Here is a 19,521-nt window from a genome sequence, read left to right on the forward strand (position 1 = left end):
GCGGCAGGGCTTGTCCGGGTGAGGGGGCCGCGCCGCGATTTACACTTTCTGTCTGAAAAGACCGGGCATGCCCGGCCTTCATCCGTCATGCCCGCGAGGGCCTGACCTGTCAACATTCAACGGTAAATACGTTGATAATTTGGAAAGATAGCGGCCGTGTGTCGGCAGCCGGCCACATTCCTGCGGCGGGCTGATCGAAAGCGGCCCGGGGGGCCGCTTCGCCGGTTCTCGAATGTTTATTTGTTGCGGGCGAGGAGCGCGGTTACCAGCTCGTTGGTAATGCGGCCGTCCGGCGTCTGGCCCACGGACTTCTGGAAGTCCTTGATGGCCGTCACCGTGTTCTTGCCGAGCTTGCCGTCAGGCTGGCCGGCATCGAAACCGTTCTTGTTCAGGATCGCCTGAATGTTGCGGATCGCCTTTTCCATGTCCACGGAGGCAGTTTTCACGCCTTCCTTGCCGGCCCATTCCTCGGGCGGGTTGACGCTGTTGGCATCTTCCGAAAGCGGCTTGACCTTCCAGGCGTCCACCTTGGCCTTGGCGCTCTGAAGCTGCTGCGGGTTCAGGGCCCCTGCCACTTCGTCGCGCTTCTGGGCGGCGTCGGCGTCGCCATCCTTAGCTGCGATGGCGAACCACTTGTAGGATTCCTCGATGTCCTGCTTCACGCCGCTGCCGCGCGCATAGAGAATGGCGAGGTTGAACTGGCTGTCACGAACGCCGAGGTCGGAAGCCTTGATGAACCATTGCGCGGCGGCGGCGAAATCCGGCTGGCCGGCCGCATCGGAAGCAAGCAGCACGGCAAGATTGTGCATGGCGCCCGCATTGCCCTGTTCCGCGGCCAGCGTGTAATAGCGCTTGGCTTCGGGAAGGTTGCGTTCGACGCCGTTCGCCTTCTCGTAGAGATTGGCGAGACGATATTGCGCGGGTGCAAGGCCGCGATCAGCGGCGAGTTTGTACCATTTTGCTGCCTCGGTGCGGTCGGCGGCAACGCCGCGGCCATCGGTGTAGCGGGCTGCGATCTCGAACAGCGCCTGCGTGTCGCCCTTGGCGGCCGCTTCGGCAAGCGATGCCGGCTCGATGCCGGCGGGAACGGTGATGGCGTCCTGGGCGGGAGCAGCCGTGGCGGCGGCCTGTGCCGGAGCCGAAGGTTCGTTCTGCGCGACGGTGCCGGAATTTGCCGCATCCACGGCAGGAACGTCGGCAACCGGCGGCTCGTCAGGCAGCGGTGCGCCGCCGACGGTGCGGGGATCGATGATGTTTTCCGCCGGTGCGGTGTTTTCGATGCTGTCGGCGGATGCGGCCTGTTCCGGATCGACGGCGAGATCGGACGGAATGGTCACGGCCTTGTCGCCGGCTTCGGGAAGCGCGGAAACCGGGCCATTGTCCTGCTTCTGCTCGATGACCGGAGCCGGAGCTTCCGCGCCGCCGATCAGCGTCTTGACGAGCGGCATGGCCATCATCGCCAGAAGAATGGCGCCGATGCCGAGCAGCAGCGGGCGGCGATAGCGCGAGAGCCCCGATGCCTCGGCCTTGCGGCCCTTCTTGCCGGTATCGAGCTTCTCCGGCGATGTTTCCATGGCGGCGGCCTGCGCCGCACGACGGGCGGCGGCAATGAAATCCGTCCGTCCTTCGGCGTCTGCGGCCTTGCCGCTGGCGGCCACCTGGCTGGCGCGCACGCGCTCGAGGATTTTCTTGATATCGGGCGCACCAGAACCCGGCTCCAGAAGTTCGTTCTCCTGACCCGCCGGCAGAACGTCGATCGGATCGAGCGACGGGGCGGACTCGACCTGCGTGCGGGCGGAGGAGGAGGCCGATACGGGTTCTTCCGCGGCTTTGACGGTCTTTGCCGTACCCGTCTTGAAACGCTTCGTCAGGCCGGCAAGCAGGCTCTTTTTTTCCGCCTTCGCGGGCTTTGCCGCAGCGGGAGGCACGATGGCATCCCCATCTTTCCCGTCGGCGTCGAGAATGGCCTGTTCTTCGGCGATATAACCCTCTTTCGGGAAGATGGCGGCCGGCACGGATACATCTTCGTGCGCGGGGGCCGACACAGGCTTCGCGACGTTGCGGGGCGCGGCCTCTTCGCGGTAGACGGGGGCATTGTCGAGGTTATCCAGCCGGCCGGCGATCTGTACCAGCGTCTCATGCAGCGCTTCGAATGTGCGGTGCGTGCGTTCTTCGGTGTTGCGGCTCAAAGCTTCGAGATTGCGCAGATCGGTCGCAAGATCGGTCAGCATGGTCATGTCGGCAAGGTTTGCGCCGGCCGAGAGATTATTGCGGGTATAGGCGTCGAGAACGGCCTCGGCCGCCTGCCGGGCTGCTTCGATGATATATTCGTCGTTGGACGCCATGTAGTCTTCGATGGCCGCCATGCGGACATCGAGTTCAGGCGGCATGCCTGCGGCCTGCATCTGCACCGGCTGGCTGATCAGCGTCGAGAGATGGGCGATCTGGTTTTCGAGGCTTGCCAGCGCGTGGCTGTCGGCGGGCGCGGCATGGGCGGTCTCGTCGAGACGGGCGGCAATATTGCCGAGCCGCTCTTCCAGACGCGAGAAGGCGCTTTCGCTGAGGCCCGATGCCGGCTGCGGCTGGCTGTAGCGATAATCGAGGTCCTCGATCCGGCGCGAGAGCAGGTCGAGCCGCTCTGCCAGACCGTCATTGACGGCGCCGTGATCCAGCGCATCGATTTTGCGGGAAATGTCGCTGAGGAAAGACGTTAGCTCCGCCTGTTGCGAGGGGCGCTGCGAACGCTCCAGAAGCAGGGAAAGCTGGTCCAGCCGCTCATGCAACTGGGCGGCGTCGCGGGCGGTGCTGAGTTCGTCGATCTTGCCCGCCAGCGCTTCGAGACGGGCGGTCAGGTCCAGCGCCGGTTCAGGTTTTGCGGCGGCAAGGCGGTTGATGTCGCCGAGCTGTTCGGCAAGGCCGTTCAGCCGGTTTTCCAGACGCTGCGCCAGCGCATTGTCCGTTGCCTGCGCATTGGCGCGCGTGCCGGTTGCGGCAATGGCGCGGCTGATTTCGTCCAGCCGCTGGTCGAGGCCGGAAAACTGTTCGGTAAAGGCCGCTTCGTTCGGCTGCATGTGCTTGCCGAGCTGCTCCACGGCGCTGGCAATGGCGATCAGCTTGTCTTCGAGCACGCGCACGGCCGGATTATTGCTCATGCCGCCGAGCTGCGTCTTGATGTCATCGAGACGATAGGCGAGCGAAACGATCTCATCCTGCAACGCGCCGGCGTCGAAACCGCGCAGCGTGTCTTCCACATTGTTGCAGCGGCTTTCGATCCGGTGCACGCTGTCCTCGCGCGCAAGCTGGTCGATCGTCAGGCGCAGGTCCTCGAATTCGTTGCGCAGCCCGTAGGCATCCGGAGACGCCAGATTGCCGAGCTGGTCGATGCTGCCGGCCAACCGCGCTATGTCGTCGCGCAGATCGCCGATGAACTGCTGGTCTTCCGCCACCGCGCGAATATTGCGGATCTCGGTGCGCAGGCCCTGCGCTTCGCGGGCAACGCCTTCGGCAATGTCGTGCTTCAGCTCATGCCGCAGATTGACGAGCGCCTGGGCGATTTCCTGCAGGGCTGCGTCATTGCGTTGTTGTTCCTGATGGGGCGGAATGGCGCGGGCCCGCGGTGCGGAAGCGGCCGCCTGCTGGGCGTCCCTCGGCCGGTATTCCGGTGCAAGCGGTCTGGTAATCGTCCGTTCCGGGCGGAGAGCGGGTTCCTGCGGACGTTGGAAGCTCGCTTCGAGAAGGCGCTGGCGCTGGCGGATTTCATTGACGGGATCGAGCTGCGGCGGGGTAACACTGGTGCGCGGTTCGCGCGACGCGGCATAAGCCTCGCTTTTCGCTTCGGGCTGAGCGCTCGCGGCCCGGGGGTCGCGCGGGAACTTCTGGCTCATCAGCCCTTCGATACGGGCTTCGAGGCCTTCAATGGTGCGATTGAGCGCATCAAGAGACGATCTGTCGCTTGGCTGTTGGGTTTTCGATCGCAATCCGTTCATCTTTTCGCTCGCTTCGCTTCCGCCCGCCGTGCCCGGTTATCTGTCGCGACGTTGCCTGCCTGGACACGCCGTCGCCGCAACATGCAGCAATCCTAGAGCCGGTATTCGCCCCCGTTGAGGAAAATGCGCCGGAGTACGAAGCAGTTACCTCTGTCGGGAGAATTCACGAAACGTGGTAAAGAAGTGGTTAACTATGGTCGGAATTTTTTAACTTTTACGGCAGGCGACAGCCCTGCGCCGGGTCGGAGGTCCATTCCGCGAAAAAGGAGAAGGATATTCCGCTGAAATTTATTTGACGTTTACGCGCACGTCAAATATTGTCATCCCATATCGGCCGGATTATTGCCGGCGCCCACGATGCGGAGGAACATCGGTAATGCCTGTTTACAAGGCCCCAGTTAAAGACACGCTTTTTATCCTGAACGACGTTCTCGGCCTGGAGCGGTATAACAACCTGCCCGGCTTCGAGGATGCAACCCCCGACATGATCGAGGCCATTACCGGTGAAGCCGCAAAGCTTGCCGAAGAGCGGCTTTTCCCGCTCAACCTTTCCGGCGACCAACAGGGTTGCAAGCGCGCCGATGACGGTTCGGTTTCCGTGCCGGATGGTTTCAAGGAGGCCTATGACGCCTATTGCGAGGGCGGCTGGATCGGCCTTGCCGTTCCGCCGGAATTCGGCGGTCAGGGCCTGCCTTATACGCTGCACGCCGCCATTGGCGAATATATGTCGTCGGCCAACCTGTCGCTGATGATGTATCCCGGTCTGACGCAGGGTGCGATTGCCGCCATTCTGGTGCATGGCACGCAGGAGCAGAAGGACACCTACCTGCCGAAGATGGTGGAAGGCACATGGTCCGGCACCATGAACCTGACCGAACCCCATTGCGGCACAGATCTCGGCATGCTGCGCACCAAGGCTGTGCCGCAGGCTGACGGCAGCTACAAAATTTCCGGCCAGAAGATATTCATCTCCGCCGGCGAACATTCCATGACGAACAATATCGTTCATCTGGTAATCGCCCGCATCGAAGGCGCGCCTGAGGGCACCAAGGGCATTTCGCTCTTCATCGTACCGAAGTTCCTGGTGAAGGAAGACGGCACGCCGGGCGAGCGCAACGGCGTCACCTGCGGTGCCATCGAACACAAGATGGGCATTCACGGCAACGCCACCTGCGTCATGAACTACGATGACGCGACCGGTTATCTGCTCGGCGCTGAGAACAAGGGCCTTTCGGCCATGTTCGTGATGATGAACGAAGCCCGCCTCGGCGTCGGCCTTCAGGGTCTTTCCGTTGGCGAGATCGCCTACCAGAACGCGGTCGAATATGCCCGTGAGCGTATTCAGGGCCGCTCGCTCTCCGGAGCGAAATTCCCCGACAGGAAGGCCGACCCGATCATCGTGCATCCCGATATCCGCCGCACGCTGATGACCATCAAGGCCTATAATGAGGCCGGCCGCGCCTTCCTTCTGTGGACCGCGCTGCAATCCGACATCGCCCACCGCGCCACTGACGAAAAGCAGCGGCAGGCGGCGGACGACCTGCTCGGGCTCGTCACCCCGATCCTGAAAGGTGTCCTGACCGACAAGGGCTTCGAACACGCCGTGATGGCGCAGCAGGTCTTCGGCGGCCATGGCTACATCGAGGAACATGGCATGAGCCAATATGTCCGCGATGCGCGCATCACCATGATCTATGAGGGCGCGAACGGCATTCAGGCGCTCGATCTGGTCGGCCGCAAGCTCGGCATGAATGGCGGCCGCGCCGTCATGGCGCTGTTCAAGGAAATCGGCGATTTCTGCGAGGAAAACCGCGCCGATGAAAAGCTCAGCCTTTACACCAAGGGCCTGAAGAAGGGCTTGAACGACCTGCAGGCCGCAACCATGTGGTTCATGCAGAACGCCATGGCGAAACCCGACAATGCCGGTGCCGGCTCGACCGATTACATGCATCTCTTTGGAATCGTGGTGCTGGGCTACATGCAGGCGCGCATGGCGAAAGCCGCCAGCGAAGCGCTTGCAGCCGGCAGCGCTTCGGACGAGGATTACCTCAAGACCAAGCTTGTCACGGCGAAGTTTTATATGGAGCGCATCATGCCGGAAACGGCGCTGCGCAAGGCCCGCATCGAAACCGGCGCGGACACCATGATGGAACTGGCTGCGGAAGCATTCTGAGAAATCTGGCGTTCATAACGCCACAGGGAGAGAGTTATGACCGACGTATTTATCTACGACCATGTCCGCACCCCGCGCGGACGCGGCAAGAAGGATGGCAGCCTGCATGAGGTGCCTTCCGTTCGCCTTGCCGCCAAGACACTGGAAGCCCTCCGCGACCGCAACGGACTTGATACATCCACGGTAGACGACATCATCATGGGCTGCGTCGATCCCGTTATGGATGCCGGCGCGGTGATCCCCAAGGCCGCCGCCTTCGAGGCCGGTTATTCCAACAGGGCGCCGGGAATGCAGATCTCGCGCTTCTGCGCCTCTGGTCTCGATGCCATCAACTTCGCCGCCGGCAAGGTCAAGGCGGGGTCTGACGATATCGTCATCGCCGGCGGTGTCGAAAGCATGTCGCGCGTCGGCATGGGCATGTCGGGTGGAGCCTGGTACATGGACCCCTCGGTCAACTTCCCGGCCTTCTTCATGCCGCAGGGCGTTTCCGCCGATCTCATCGCCACCAAATATGGTTTCTCCCGTGACGATGTGGACGCCTATGCCGTCGAAAGCCAGAAGCGTGCGGCGCACGCCTGGGAAAATGGCTATTTCAACAAGTCGGTCATTCCGGTGAAGGACTCAAACGGCCTGACGATCCTCGACCGCGACGAGCATATGCGCCCCGGCACGGACATGCAGGCGCTCGCCTCCCTCAACCCATCCTTCCAGATGCCGGGTGAAATGGGCGGCTTCGAAGCCGTCGGCATCATGGCCCACCCGGAAGTGGAGCGCATCAACTACGTCCACCACGCCGGCAATTCATCCGGTATCGTCGATGGCGCTGCCGCCGTGCTGGTTGGCTCGAAGGCGGGCGGTGAGGCGATGGGCGTGAAACCGCGTGCCCGCATCAAGGCATTCGCCAATATCGGCTCCGATCCGGCGCTGATGCTCACCGGCCCGGTGGATGTGACCGAAAAGCTCCTGAAAAAGACCGGAATGTCGCTTGCCGACATTGATCTTTTCGAACTCAACGAAGCCTTCGCCGCCGTGGTCCTGCGTTACATGCAGGCCTTCGACATCGATCACGACCGGATGAACGTCAATGGCGGCGCCATCGCCATGGGCCATCCGCTCGGTGCAACCGGCGCGATGATCCTCGGCACGGTGCTGGACGAGCTGGAACGGCGCGATCTGAACACCGCGCTCGTCACGCTCTGCATCGGCGCCGGCATGGGCACGGCGACGGTTATCGAGCGGGTTTGAGGCTGGTCATGAGGCGCGAGGTTTACGAGCGGCCCAAGAATGAGGTTGAACAGCAGCTGGCTCGGCACAATCTGGAAAAGGACATGGCACAGGATCATAGGGCGTCCATCCGCCCTGTTTCCCCTGTCCAGATCCGGCGGCTCCGGGCAGAGCGTTGGGGTTTGATCGTGTTTCTCGTTCTTGTGGTCGGTTGTGTCGGCCTCGCACTCGGACTGTCGTGACCGCAGGTAAATTTGAGGGAAGAGGAATCCCAAATGAGCACTTATACCAATTTCACCATCGAGACGGACGCAGACGGTATTGCCCTCGTGACCTGGGACATGCCGGAAAAATCCATGAACGTCTTCACGTCAGAAGTGATGGACGAGCTGAAAGCGATTGTTGATGCCACCGTCGCCGACAGCGCCGTCGAGGGCGTTGTCTTCACGTCAGGCAAAAGCACCTTTTCCGGCGGCGCCGATCTTTCGATGATCAAGTCGATGTTCTCCTTCTATAATGATGAGAAGACGAAGAACCCCGATCAGGCGGCGGCAAAGCTGTTCGAGCTGGTTGGCCGCATGACGGGCCTGTTCCGCAAGATCGAGACCAATGGCAAGCCCTGGGTCTCGGCCATCAACGGCACCTGCATGGGCGGCGCGTTTGAACTCTCGCTTGCCTGCCACGGCCGGGTCGCCTCCAGCGCCAAGAACCTCAAGATCGCCCTGCCCGAAGTCAAGGTCGGCATTTTCCCCGGCGCCGGCGGCACCCAGCGCGTGCCGCGCCTGACGGATGCCCAATCGGCGCTGCAGATGATGACCACCGGCCAGTCGCTGACCGGCGCGCGCGCCAAGGCCATGGGGCTGGTGCATCAGGTGGTGGAGCCGGATCAGCTGGTTGCAACCGCAAAGCAGATGATCAAGGACGGCCTGAAACCGGTCGCCCCCTGGGATGAAAAGGGCTTCAAGGCCCCCGGCGGCGGCATCTGGACGCCCGCCGCAGCCCAGCTCTGGCCCGCAGCACCGGCAATCCTGCGCCGTGAAAGCGCCGGCAACTATCCGGCAGCACTCGCCATTCTCAAATGCGTCTATGAAGGCCTGCAATTGCCCTTCGACACGGCGCTGAAGGTGGAGCAGCGTTATTTCACCGAAATCCTTCGCTCGAAGGAAGCCTTCGGCATGATCCGCTCGCTGTTCATTTCCATGCAGGAACTGGGCAAGGGCGCGCGCCGCCCGGCCGGCCAGCCGAAGACGGAGTTCAAGAAGGTCGGCGTCGTCGGCGCGGGCTTCATGGGCGCTGCCGTCGCTTATGTCACGGCTGCCGCCGGCATCCCCGTCACGCTGGTGGATCGCGATCAGGAAGCCGCCGACAAGGGCAAGGGCCATTGCGAGGAAAGCGTCAAGGCCGCCATCGGCAAGGGCAGGCTGACGCAGGAGGAGGGCAAGGCCCTGCTCGACCTCGTCACCCCGACGGCGGATTACAAGGCGCTTTCCGATGCCGATCTCGTCATCGAGGCCGTCTTCGAAGACCGCGACGTGAAAAAGGCCGTCATCGAAGCCGTGGAAGCCGTCTTGCCGCAGGGCGCGATCTTCGCCTCCAACACCTCCACTTTGCCGATCACCGGCCTTGCGAAGAACTCGAAGCGCCCGGCGGATTTCATCGGCATCCACTTCTTCTCGCCGGTCGAGAAGATGATGTTGACGGAAGTGATCCTCGGCAAGGAAACCGGCGACAAGGCGCTCGCCGTCGCGCTGGATTATGTGGCGAAGATCAAAAAGACCCCGATTGTGGTCAACGATACGCGCGGCTTCTTCGTCAATCGCTGCGTGCTGCGCTACATGGCGGAAAGCTACGATATGCTTATCGAAGGCGTACCCGCCGCCATGATCGAAAACGCCGCGAAATTCGCCGGCATGCCGGTCGGCCCGCTGGCGCTGAACGATGAGGTGGCCATCGATCTTTCCTACAAGATCCTGAAAGCCACCGTCGCTGATCTCGGCGAAAAGGCCGTCGATCCGCGCCATATGGAACTGGTGAAAAAGCTGGTGGAAGGCGAGGGCCGCTTCGGCCGCAAGAACGCCAAGGGCTTTTACGACTATCCGCCAAAGCCTGCCAAAAAATCCCTCTGGCCCGGCCTGAAGGACCTTTATCCGCAGCAGAAGCCTGAAGCGGTGGATATGGAGGTGCTGAAACAGCGCTTCCTCGTCACCGTGGCGCTGGAAGCCGCCCGCACGGTGGAAGAAGGCATCGTCACCGATCCGCGTGAAGCGGATGTCGGCTCCATCCTCGGTTTCGGCTTTGCGCCCTATACCGGCGGCGCGCTGTCCTACATCGACGGCATGGGCGTGAAGAACTTCGTGGCACTCGCCGAGAAGCTCAGCGAGACTTACGGCCCGCGCTTCAAGCCGACGCCGCTGCTGAAGGACATGGCCGCTAAGGGTGAGACCTTTTACGGTCGCTTCGATCCCTATGCCAGCGCCGCCAAGGCGGCCTGAGGCTCCGCGAGACATTGAACAGGCCCTTCGGGGCCTGTTTTATTATGCCTGTCTCCCCGCTTTTCGTGCATCCTTTTGCCCGGCTGAGGCGTTGAAAAGGCTGACCGGGCAAAAGCGCCCGCCGCCGCAATTCAGCACGCCTCAGGAGACAGCGATGAAAGCACCACTGCGATCCCACGGTTTCGACAAGCCCTCGGACCTTGACGACCATCTGGCCGAACTGGACGAAGAGGCCGCGGAGAAGGAGGCTGCAAAACCCGCTGCTGCCCGAAGGGCGCGTGCCGCCGCCCCGGCGGAATCATCCTTGCGGGCGGAGTTGGAAGACCTTCGCAAACAGCTCGAAAAGATTCGCCGCGACGTCAAACGGCTGGAAGCCGCCTCCAACACGCCGCATCATAAATCCGCCGACGCCCGGCATGAGCGCGACCGTGAGAATTCGCGCCTGATGACGGTCGTGCGCTCCGTTGCCGTCACCTCGCTGGCAAGCCGCATCTTCGCCTCCTCGCCCGTCATGGCGGCGCTGGTGGCCGTGGTGCCAATTGCGCTTGGCCTTGCCGCACGGCGCAACGAGGGAGCGTAAGCCTTCCCCCGCCGCGCCACGGTCCGCTGGCCCGGCGGATGACCAGGAGCGGGTTTTCCGCCGCAATCCGGCCTTCGCCGGGCATAGATTTCAACCATCCACAGGCGCCGTGAAAAAACTGTCAAAAAACTTCGCGATGGCGCTTGCCATGTCCGAACAAGATGTTATAACCCCGCTCACTTTCGGGGCACCAAACAGCCCCGGCCGCCAAAAGCGGAGGTTCTTCAAGGACCTGAAGTGCCCGGATAGCTCAGTTGGTAGAGCAGCGGATTGAAAATCCGCGTGTCGGTGGTTCAAATCCGCCTCCGGGCACCATTTATCTCAATAGCATTGTTGATGAATTGTGCGCATGGACGGCTTGTCCATTTGCAGGCAAATTTCGATGAGTAGCTACCGCCATCTTATGCTTTTGATAGGCCCGGTGTAACCATAGGCCAACCCTGTTTGTTGCAGGCAGTTGGAGAGCAGCCCGCAAATGGATCGTGTCACAAGCCTACCTCTTCTACCGCCCGGCATAGTCTATTTTGGCGGCTTTCTCTCTCCAGAGGAGGAGACCTCCGTTGCCGACAAACTGGATGCGGGTGTGTGGAGCACGGAGTTGAAGCGCCGCGTGCAGCATTTCGGTTATCGGTACGACTATAAGGCGCGCGCTGTTACCGCGGATGCGTATATCGGGCCGTTGCCGCCATGGCTTGGCGTGTTCGCGGAGCGATTGGTTACCACAGGTTATTGTCGGGATTTGCCCGATCAGGTTATCGCGAACGAATATCTTCCGGGGCAGGGCATCAGTGCGCATGTCGATTGTGTGCCCTGTTTTGACGATGGAATCGTATCGATAAGCCTTTTATCCACATGCGAGATGATTTTTCGTGATTTGCGCGGACCAGCCATATGCGGCGTCTTACTTCAACCTCGCTCCGGCGTCTTGCTGAGAGACGCTGGCCGCTACGGCTGGACCCATGAAATTCCGGCTCGCAAATCGGATATCGTGAACGGAGTTAGGAAAGCCCGAGACAGGCGAATTTCCCTCACTTTTCGCAAGGTCATGGCTTCGAAACAGTCTTGATCAGAGAGGAGAGGGTTCCTCTTTTATCCGCTCGAGCAAAAGGTGGAGAAGCGCTATCGGGTCTTGATCCATTGCCGCCGACAGTTTTGCAAACTCAACGACATCTATGCGTCTTTCAGCCCCTTCAGCCTTTGCGACATAGGACTGTGGCTTACCCAGCCGGTCTGCGACTTGCTGCTGGGTTAACCCCATTTTTCGCCGCGTGTCGGTCAGTATCTCAACAAGAAGCCGATACTCGGGTGTATGCATAGACTTTGTCATGTGCCGAAAAATCTCAAAATCGCAGTGCCGAGGTTCGATCCTGAGTTATCCTGCTATGGGATATTGTCGCGGCACTCAAGTTCTCTGCGCACACGCCGCCATTTGCCCTGCTCCAAGCTTCGCGAATAGCGCCACGCCCGGTCTTCTTCCATTGCGGCGAATTCCTCCGCGCGCTCGCCATGTCGTTCAATCAGGTCATCGGCAAGGCGTTTAATCTCCGAGCTTGGTAAGAGCATGGGTCGAATGCGGGTCTGCCATTCGAGCCAGAGGTAAGCCGCCAGAACGAAACTGCAGCCCGCGATGAGATAGAGATAATCGACGCTGAGCGGCATGGCCTACCTATAATGACGTGATAGTTGACGCCATAATGTACATAGACCCGTGGTTTCTGTCAGGAACAATCTGTTCCTATGGAATCATTTGCAGCAAATCTGAAAAAGCGCGCGAAGGAGCTTGGTCTCTCTAATGCGGAAGTTGCCCGCCGAGCGGGGCTTACGGAGCGTCGTTACGGCAATTACATCATGGGCCGAAGGGAGCCTGATCTGGCGACACTCGTTCGGATAGCCACCGTTCTGGATAGCACTCCGAACGCATTGCTTGATTTTGAAAAGAAAACAGCCGCGCTGACGGGCCATGATCTGCTGAAAGCAAAGATCGCTGCGGCAGCAAATGCACTGCCGGAAAGCGATCTGGAAGTCATGGCCATCGCAATTGAGGCAGTGGCGAACAGCCGGGCAAAGTAGCCCGGCGCTCTAAAGATGCTCCCGATTATCCGTATTCTGCTCCGCCCGGTCCCGATAAAGTGCGGCGCGTCCCAGCAGCATCAGGGAAACCGGCGTCGTCACCGTCATGAAAATACCGATGAAGATTTCATGGAAGGCGAAGCGGTCGCCGGAGACGGAGAAATAGATGATCGAGGCCATGACGATGCCGCCGGTGCCCCAGCTGGTGCCGAGTGTGGGCGCATGCAGGCGCTCATAGAAGCTGTTGAGCCTGGCAAAGCCGATGGTGCCGATCAGTGTCAGCGAGGCGCCGAGCAGGACGAAGAAGGCCACGGCAATGGCGGCCCAGAGGGGAAATTCGTGCGCCTCGCTCATTCGATCACCTCGCCGCGCATCAGGAATTTGGAAAGGGCGACGGTGGAGACGAAGCCGAGGATGGCGATCAGCAGCGATGCCTCGAAATAGATGTCATTGCCGGTGCGCAGGCCGAAGGTCAAAAGAAGCAGCATGGCATTGACATAAAGCGTATCCATGCCCAGCACGCGGTCCTGCGCGCGCGGGCCAATGGCGATGCGATAGACCGAGATCGCCATGGCGATGGCGAGCATGAACTGCGCCAGCGAAAAGGACCAGAAAAGGATAATCGAACTCATTCGAATATCTCCATCAGCAGTTTTTCATAACGGTTCTTGATAAGGCTTATCCAGGCCGCCTCATCCACATCGTCGAGAACGTGAAGCAGCAGCGTGCCCTGGCTGGAATTATATTCGAGCCATGCGCTTCCCGGCGTCGAGGTCAGGATCGTCGCCAGCACCGCAAGCGCCATCGGGTCGCGAATATCGAGCGGCACGGCCAGGAAGCCGGATTTGCGGTCTCTCTCGCGCTTGAACAGGATGATCTTCACGACCGAGAGATTGGACCTGACGATATCGTAAAGCACGATCAGGATCAGTTGCACGAGCCTGTGCCAGTTGCGGATGCGCGGCTTGGCGGGCCTGAGCGACGCCATCGCCCAGGAGGCGACAAGCGCAACACCGGTGCCGAGCAGCAGATGCCCCGGCGAAAAGCTGTTGATCGTAATCCAGAAGAATATCAGCGAGATTGTCAGCAGCGGGTAGGGCAGGACACGGCTTATCATGGCTCTGCCTCCGGGTTGCTTCCCGCCCGGGGCGCGGAAATAACGCCCTGAATATAGCTTGCCGGCAGGTCGAGAATACGCGCCGTTTCCTGCATGTATCGCATTACCGGTCCTGCCTGCACGGTCATGGCAAGCGTCAGGCCGAGCAGCAGCATCACGGGGGCGATTTCGATGACGAGCACGCGCGGCACAGTGCCTTCGATGGAGGCCCAGAAGGTGCGGATGCCGGCGCGCGTCATCGAGATCAGCGAGGCGAAACCGGCAAAGACGATCAGGAAAACCAGCCACCAGGACAGCGTGGACACGCTGTCATTGGCACCGAGCCCGGAAGGGTTGAGAATGGCGGTCAGCATCGAGAATTTGGCGATGAAGCCCGAAAGCGGCGGCAGGCCGGCCAGAAGAATGCCGCAGGCGGCAAAACAGGCGCCGAGCACCGCCATGGTGGCAGGCATGGTCACGCCGACCTCTTCTTCCTCCTCTTCCTCGTCGCCCTCGCCATAGGCCTCCATGGTCACGGCAAGAACGTTCGCGCCGGCATCCTGCCCACGCTCCACCAGTTCGATCAGCATGAAGAAGGCGCTGATGGTGAGGGTGGAGCTGACCATGTAATAAAGCGCGCCGGCCGCAACCGTGGGATTGCCGGTGCCCATGGCGGCAAGCAGCGTTCCCGACGAGACGAGAACCGAAAAGCCGGCCAGCCGCCCCAGCGCCTGCGACGCCAGAACGCCGATAGCCCCGAAGATGATGGTGGCGATGCCGCCGACCAGCAGGGCATCATGGCCGAAACCGGCCGATTCCCCGGCCGTCTGTCCGAAAAGCAGGAAGGACAGGCGGGCGATGACATAAATGCCGACCTTGCTCATGATGGCGAAGAGCCCGCCCACCGGGGCCGACGCCGCGCCATAGGCAGAGGGCAGCCAGAAATTCAGCGGCCACATGCCGGCCTTGACCAGAAAGGCGATGCCGAGGATGGCCGAGCCGGTTTCCAAGAGCATGCGCTGATCGGGGTTGAGCCCCTCGATGCGATGGGCGAGATCGCCCATGTTCAGCGTGCCGGTAACGCCATAGATGAGGCTGACGCCGATCAGGAAGAACAGGGCGGCGACGAGGTTGATGGCGATATAATGCAGCCCGGCCTTGACGCGCTGCTGGCCGGAACCATGCAGCAGCAGACCGTAGGACGCGGCCAGCATCACTTCGAAGAAGACGAAGAGGTTGAAGAGGTCCCCGGTCAGGAATGCGCCGTTGACGCCCATCAGCATCATCTGGAACAGCGAATGGAAATGCGCGCCCGACCTGTGCCACTTCGCCATCGAATAGATCAAGGATGGAATGGCGAGCAGCGCCGTCAATAGCACCATCAGGCCCGAAAGACGGTCGGCGACGAGCACGATGCCGAAGGGCGCCGGCCAGTTGCCGAGCAGATAGACACCGCTCGACACTACGGCGGCGATCTCGGTATTGACCGTCGAGTTGACCTCGCGGAACAGCAATATGGCGACCACCAGCAACAGTACCGTCGAGGTGAGGCTGATGGCGGCTTTCGCCACGCGCTGGCGCTCGTCGAAGAACAGCAGAAGGGCTGCGGTAATCAGCGGCAGCAGGATAGGCGCGATGACGATGTGGAAGGGGAACGACATCATTTCGTCTCCCTCCCGTCCACATGGTCGGTGCCGGTGAGGCCGCGGGCGGCGAGCAGCACGACAAGGAACAATGCGGTGGTGGCAAAGCCGATGACGATGGCCGTCAGCACCAGCGCCTGCGGCACGGGGTCGGCAAGCGTGGAGCTGTCGACGCCGTTGACCAGCACCGGCGGCGCATTGGTCTTGATGCCGCCGACGCCGAAGATGAAGAGGTTGACGGCGTAAGACAGCAGCGAAAGTCCGACGATGACCTGATAGGTGCGCGGGCGCAGCACCAGCCAGACGCCGGAGCCGGTCATGATGCCGATGCCGATGGCGAGAATGAGTTCCATTACACGTCCTCCGCTTTTGCGGCTTCAGGCGTGCGAACGCGGTAGTTACGCAACGATTGGTGTGCCAGTGCTATCAGGATAAGAACAACGGAGCCGACGACCAGCGAGAAGACGCCGAGGTCGAACAGCAGGGCGGATGCCGTCGGCATTTTGCCGATATAGGGTATCTCCGTATACTGGAAATAAGAGGTCAGGAACGGGTAGCCGAAGTACCAGGAGCCAATACCCGTCGCCGCCGCCATCAAAAGGCCGAAACCCATCCAGCGCAGCGGCAGGATGCGGATGCGGTCCTCCGCCCAGCGTGCCCCGCCGGCAAGATATTGCAGCAGGAAGCCGATGGCCATGGTGATGCCGGCCGCAAAGCCGCCGCCCGGCAGGTCGTGCCCGCGCATGAACAGGAAGATCGAGAAGGTGATGATGACCGGGAACATCCACTGCATCACGATGGACGGCACATAGAGATAGTCGCGGACCGTATCGCCATTGCTGCGGTCTGGCCGTTCGGCATCGAAGGCGTTCTGCATCTGCTGCTGTTCCGGCACCCCGATGCTTTCATGGGCGGGGCGGAAACGGCGAAGCAGCGCAAAGACGGTGAGCGCCACGATGGCCAGCACCGCGATTTCGCCGAAGGTATCGAAGCCACGGAAATCGACGAGGATGACGTTGACGACATTGGTGCCGCCGCCTTCGGTATAGGCGCGTTCGAGGAAATAGGTCGCAATCGCGTTCGGCACAGGCAGCGTCATCACGGCATAGGCGATGACGGACATGCCGATACCGCTGCCTGCGGCGAGCAGGAAGTCGCGGGCGCGGCGCAGCTGCGCCGGCAGCTCATCGCTGCTGTCGACCTTCTCGACGCGTTTCGGCAGCCATCTGAGGCCGAGCAGGATGAGAACCGTGGTGACGATTTCCACCAGCAGCTGGGTGATGGCCAGATCCGGCGCGGAAAGCCAGACGAAGGTGAGGCAGGTGACGAGGCCCGAGACGCCGAGCATGACGAGCGCGGCGAGGCGATGATATTTCGCCTGCCAGGCCGCACCCATGGCCGCGATCATGCCGATCAGCCAGAGAATGGCGAAGATCGGATCGAAGGTCGTGACGCGCGGCAGCGACAGGGAGAATTCCGAAAGGAAGAGAGGCGAGAAACCGGCAAGAAGCGCCACAAGGATAAGAAGCCTCAGCTGCGGCTGCAGACGCCGCGTGCCGAGCGTGCTTTCCAGCCACCGCGCCCATTTCCAGGACACGGTGACGAGAATGCGCTCGAAGATGCGCTGTCCACGCAAATGCCGGAAGACCGGCGGACCGTCGTCGCAGCGCGAGAAATAACCGCCGAGCAGGGCATAGATCGTAACCCCGCCGATCAGCGCCGCGATACTCATGATCAGCGGCAGGTTGAAACCGTGCCAGATCGACAGGCTGTAGACCGGCGTTTGCGCACCAAGCACTGAAAGCACGGCCGAGTGCAGGAACGGGCCGATGGAGAGGCTCGGAACGATACCGACGATCAGGCAGGCGAAGACGAGGAATTCGATGGGGAAACGCATCCAGCGCGGCGGCTCGTGCGGATGCGGGTTCGGCAGATCGACGGGCTTGGGGCCGAAGAAGACCGTATGGATGAAGCGCAGCGAATAGGCGACGGCAAATGCGCCCGACAGCGTCGCGACATAGGGCAGGGCCCGGTCCAGCAGCGAGTCGGCATGGGTTTCGACGGCCTCGGCAAAGAACATTTCCTTGGAAAGGAAGCCGTTGAACAACGGCACGCCGGCCATGGCCGCACTTGCCGCCATGGCGAGCGTCGCGGTTGCGGGCATATAGGTATAAAGCCCGCTTAAGCGCCGCATGTCGCGCGTGCCCGTCTCATGGTCGATGATGCCGGCCGCCATGAAGAGCGAGGCCTTGAAGGTGGCGTGGTTGACCATGTGGAATATGGCCGCCACTGCCGCAAGCGGGCTGCCGAGGCTGAGCAGCGTGGTGATGAGGCCGAGATGGCTGATGGTGGAATAGGCGAGCAGACCCTTGAGGTCCTGCTGGAACATGGCGAAATAGGCGCCGAGCAGCAGGGTTATGATGCCGGCCGCGCCCACCAGCCAGAACCATTCCGGCGTGCCCGCCAGCACGGGCCAGAACCGCGCAAGCAGGAAAACCCCGGCCTTCACCATCGTGGCTGAATGCAGATAGGCGGAAACGGGTGTAGGCGCCGCCATGGCGTTGGGCAGCCAGAAATGGAACGGAAACTGCGCGCTCTTGGTCAGCGCGCCGCCGAGGATGAGGATGAGCGCGGGCACGTAGAGGGAATGGGCGCGGATAGCCGCACCCGCCTCGATGATCCTGTCGAGATCATAGCTTCCCGCCATATGGCCGAGGATCAGCAGGCCCGCCAGCAGGCTGAAGCCGCCGATGCCGGTCACGGTCAGCGCCATGCGTGCGCCGTCGCGCGCACCGGCGTTCTGATGCCAGTAGCCGATCAGCAGGAACGAAAAGATGCTGGTCATTTCCCAGAAGATCGACAGCAGGATGACGTTGCCGGAGAGCACCACGCCAAGCATCGAGCCCATGAAGGCGAGCAGGAAGGCGAAGAAACGGGGAATCGGGTCTTCGGCCGACATATAATAACGCGCGTAGAGCACCACCAGCAGGCCGATGCCGGTAATGAGCATCGTGAAAATCCACGCAAATCCGTCCAGCCGCAGGGTAAAGTTCAGGCCGAGCTGGGGCAGCCATTCCACATCATACTTGAGAACCGCGCCGCCGCTGACGCTCGTATAAAGAAAAATGCTGCTGACAAGGCCGAAAAGGGCGACTGCGCCCGCAACGGAGGCGGGACCGGCGGCCGCACCCTCGCGCGGCATGAAGGCCGTCAGAAGCGCGCCAACGAAGGGCAATGCGACAATGAATGGAAGAATGGTTGCAAGTGTCATATGCGGCGGCGGTTTTCTCTCTGGAATGGGAGCCTACGGCGGGTTTCCGACGACTCCGATCCCTCAAGGTTCGCAATGAACCGAATGATGAGGACCGCCGGAATGACTAATACATAATATGCGGAGGCGCGCGTGGAACCACGCTGGCAAAGTCTCGGAAAGCTTGTGGCACGATGGCAACAGCAACGAACGAGACGTCCGCATTATCCCTGAGGCTTGGCGTGGGTGAGGCAAACGCGTCCAGGCGAAGGCCTGAACCGGCATCGCCGGTCCTGCAGCCGAAATCATTGCCGCTATCGCAATCCTTTTGGCGAAGAGAAAGGGAACGGCCAGGATCGACGCTCTGCAATCGTTCGAGACGGCTGGTTTTGGAAAGGGGCTTGACGCCGGCCGGCGCCTGAAAGCCGATCATGACCAGCAGGCTCGCGACCACGAGACCGATCAACACTTGCGGATGGCGCCTTGAACTGCGGCTTTTCTCCATCCATGGCAAGTTGGCGTCTCCTTGATCGTAAAGGTCTCTTTAAAGCATCACCGTTGAGCGAATATCCTGTTGATTTGTTTTAGGGGAAGCCGGACATGCTTGTCCAGCGCGCATGCGGGAAAAACCGCCCGCACCGTCCGATTCCTTTTCGTTTTTGCCCGTTTGCGGCAAAGTGAGGGCGGCATTGGCTAAAAGCTTTTACAAATTTTACCGTTTGACGCCGACGCCTGTGTTTCTTAACTTTCAAGCAAGGAATTAACCATAAAGATTGATGGTATTTCCACGGCGGAATGGGGTTCTCTCCCCTTCCAGGCATGACGCCGCACTGCCGTACCGGTGCCGATCCGGTATTTTCGTTTCTTGGTTCAAGAAGGTCTGGCAAGCGTCGATGCCGCATCGTCCGCGATGGGTATGTTCGTTCAAAAATCCCCTTAGGGTGCTGGCGTTCTGAACCTTGGCCAATTTGGCCGGGTTTTACCGGCCGTCATGTTGTTGGGGACGT

At 61.2% G+C, this 19,521-nt stretch carries 16 protein-coding genes and 1 tRNA gene; 7 read left to right on the forward strand and 10 right to left on the reverse strand.

The genetic code is table 11. The features are described 5' to 3' along the window. Window positions 1-236: 236 nt before the first annotated feature. Window positions 237-3,986 (reverse strand): cell division protein PodJ, encoded by a 3,750-nt coding sequence (gene podJ / locus RAC79_RS01755; RefSeq protein WP_374996848.1) that lies wholly within the window; start codon window positions 3,984-3,986, stop codon window positions 237-239. Between the two features lie 376 nt (window positions 3,987-4,362). Between podJ and RAC79_RS01760 the strand changes: the two genes are divergently transcribed. The 6 genes from RAC79_RS01760 to RAC79_RS01785 all read left to right on the forward strand — a co-directional run bounded on the left by RAC79_RS01760 (window position 4,363) and on the right by RAC79_RS01785 (window position 11,521). Then, window positions 4,363-6,159: an acyl-CoA dehydrogenase C-terminal domain-containing protein gene (locus RAC79_RS01760; RefSeq protein WP_142844045.1), complete on the forward strand. Its 1,797-nt coding sequence runs from the start codon at window positions 4,363-4,365 to the stop codon at window positions 6,157-6,159. A 36-nt stretch (window positions 6,160-6,195) separates the two neighbouring features. Beyond that, on the forward strand, window positions 6,196-7,404 hold the full coding sequence (locus tag RAC79_RS01765; protein ID WP_142844044.1) for an acetyl-CoA C-acetyltransferase: 1,209 nt from the start codon (window positions 6,196-6,198) through the stop codon (window positions 7,402-7,404). A 254-nt stretch (window positions 7,405-7,658) separates the two neighbouring features. Continuing rightward, entirely contained in the window at window positions 7,659-9,875 is a 2,217-nt protein-coding gene (locus RAC79_RS01770; protein WP_142844043.1) for a 3-hydroxyacyl-CoA dehydrogenase NAD-binding domain-containing protein, read from the forward strand. 154 nt (window positions 9,876-10,029) lie between these two features. Next, complete coding sequence (locus tag RAC79_RS01775) at window positions 10,030-10,455, forward strand: hypothetical protein (protein WP_003522779.1); 426 nt, start codon at window positions 10,030-10,032, stop codon at window positions 10,453-10,455. A gap of 239 nt (window positions 10,456-10,694) precedes the next feature. Further along, a tRNA-Phe gene (locus RAC79_RS01780) sits at window positions 10,695-10,770 on the forward strand. A gap of 160 nt (window positions 10,771-10,930) precedes the next feature. Continuing rightward, window positions 10,931-11,521, forward strand: a complete 591-nt coding sequence (locus RAC79_RS01785; RefSeq protein WP_142844042.1) for an alpha-ketoglutarate-dependent dioxygenase AlkB — start codon at window positions 10,931-10,933, stop codon at window positions 11,519-11,521. Here RAC79_RS01785 and RAC79_RS01790 read toward each other — a convergent pair whose 3' ends face one another. Then, window positions 11,522-11,782, reverse strand: coding sequence for a helix-turn-helix domain-containing protein (locus tag RAC79_RS01790; RefSeq protein ID WP_142844041.1), 261 nt, complete (start codon window positions 11,780-11,782; stop codon window positions 11,522-11,524). It lies immediately after the preceding gene. 53 nt (window positions 11,783-11,835) lie between these two features. Continuing rightward, on the reverse strand, window positions 11,836-12,114 hold the full coding sequence (locus tag RAC79_RS01795; RefSeq protein WP_142844040.1) for a hypothetical protein: 279 nt from the start codon (window positions 12,112-12,114) through the stop codon (window positions 11,836-11,838). A 78-nt stretch (window positions 12,115-12,192) separates the two neighbouring features. Between RAC79_RS01795 and RAC79_RS01800 the strand changes: the two genes are divergently transcribed. Beyond that, on the forward strand, window positions 12,193-12,525 hold the full coding sequence (locus tag RAC79_RS01800) for a helix-turn-helix domain-containing protein (RefSeq protein WP_059760526.1): 333 nt from the start codon (window positions 12,193-12,195) through the stop codon (window positions 12,523-12,525). 9 nt (window positions 12,526-12,534) lie between these two features. Here RAC79_RS01800 and mnhG read toward each other — a convergent pair whose 3' ends face one another. From mnhG to RAC79_RS01835, 7 genes are all read right to left on the reverse strand, one after another. Further along, the gene (mnhG, locus tag RAC79_RS01805) at window positions 12,535-12,879 is read right to left on the reverse strand and encodes a monovalent cation/H(+) antiporter subunit G (RefSeq protein WP_003522773.1); all 345 of its coding nucleotides are present in this window, start codon (window positions 12,877-12,879) and stop codon (window positions 12,535-12,537) included. After that, a complete protein-coding gene (locus tag RAC79_RS01810; RefSeq protein WP_078051276.1) occupies window positions 12,876-13,157 on the reverse strand; it encodes a K+/H+ antiporter subunit F in 282 nt (93 codons plus the stop codon). The genes mnhG and RAC79_RS01810 overlap by 4 nt, the downstream gene beginning before the upstream one ends. Next, complete coding sequence (locus RAC79_RS01815; protein WP_161987688.1) at window positions 13,154-13,642, reverse strand: Na+/H+ antiporter subunit E; 489 nt, start codon at window positions 13,640-13,642, stop codon at window positions 13,154-13,156. Before RAC79_RS01815 ends, RAC79_RS01810 begins: the two co-directional genes overlap by 4 nt. Continuing rightward, window positions 13,639-15,285 carry a monovalent cation/H+ antiporter subunit D gene (locus RAC79_RS01820; protein WP_035239397.1) on the reverse strand — a complete coding sequence of 549 codons (1,647 nt, stop codon included), beginning with the start codon at window positions 15,283-15,285 and terminating at the stop codon, window positions 13,639-13,641. The genes RAC79_RS01815 and RAC79_RS01820 overlap by 4 nt, the downstream gene beginning before the upstream one ends. Beyond that, window positions 15,282-15,617, reverse strand: coding sequence for a Na+/H+ antiporter subunit C (locus RAC79_RS01825; protein WP_020810384.1), 336 nt, complete (start codon window positions 15,615-15,617; stop codon window positions 15,282-15,284). Before RAC79_RS01825 ends, RAC79_RS01820 begins: the two co-directional genes overlap by 4 nt. Beyond that, entirely contained in the window at window positions 15,617-18,535 is a 2,919-nt protein-coding gene (locus RAC79_RS01830; RefSeq protein WP_142844038.1) for a monovalent cation/H+ antiporter subunit A, read from the reverse strand. The genes RAC79_RS01825 and RAC79_RS01830 overlap by 1 nt, the downstream gene beginning before the upstream one ends. 106 nt (window positions 18,536-18,641) lie before the next feature. Next, window positions 18,642-19,019: a hypothetical protein gene (locus RAC79_RS01835; RefSeq protein WP_065654481.1), complete on the reverse strand. Its 378-nt coding sequence runs from the start codon at window positions 19,017-19,019 to the stop codon at window positions 18,642-18,644. Window positions 19,020-19,521 lie beyond the last annotated feature (502 nt).

The sequence above is a fragment of the Agrobacterium sp. LR_9 genome (assembly GCF_041954855.1).
Taxonomy (GTDB): domain Bacteria; phylum Pseudomonadota; class Alphaproteobacteria; order Rhizobiales; family Rhizobiaceae; genus Agrobacterium; species Agrobacterium leguminum.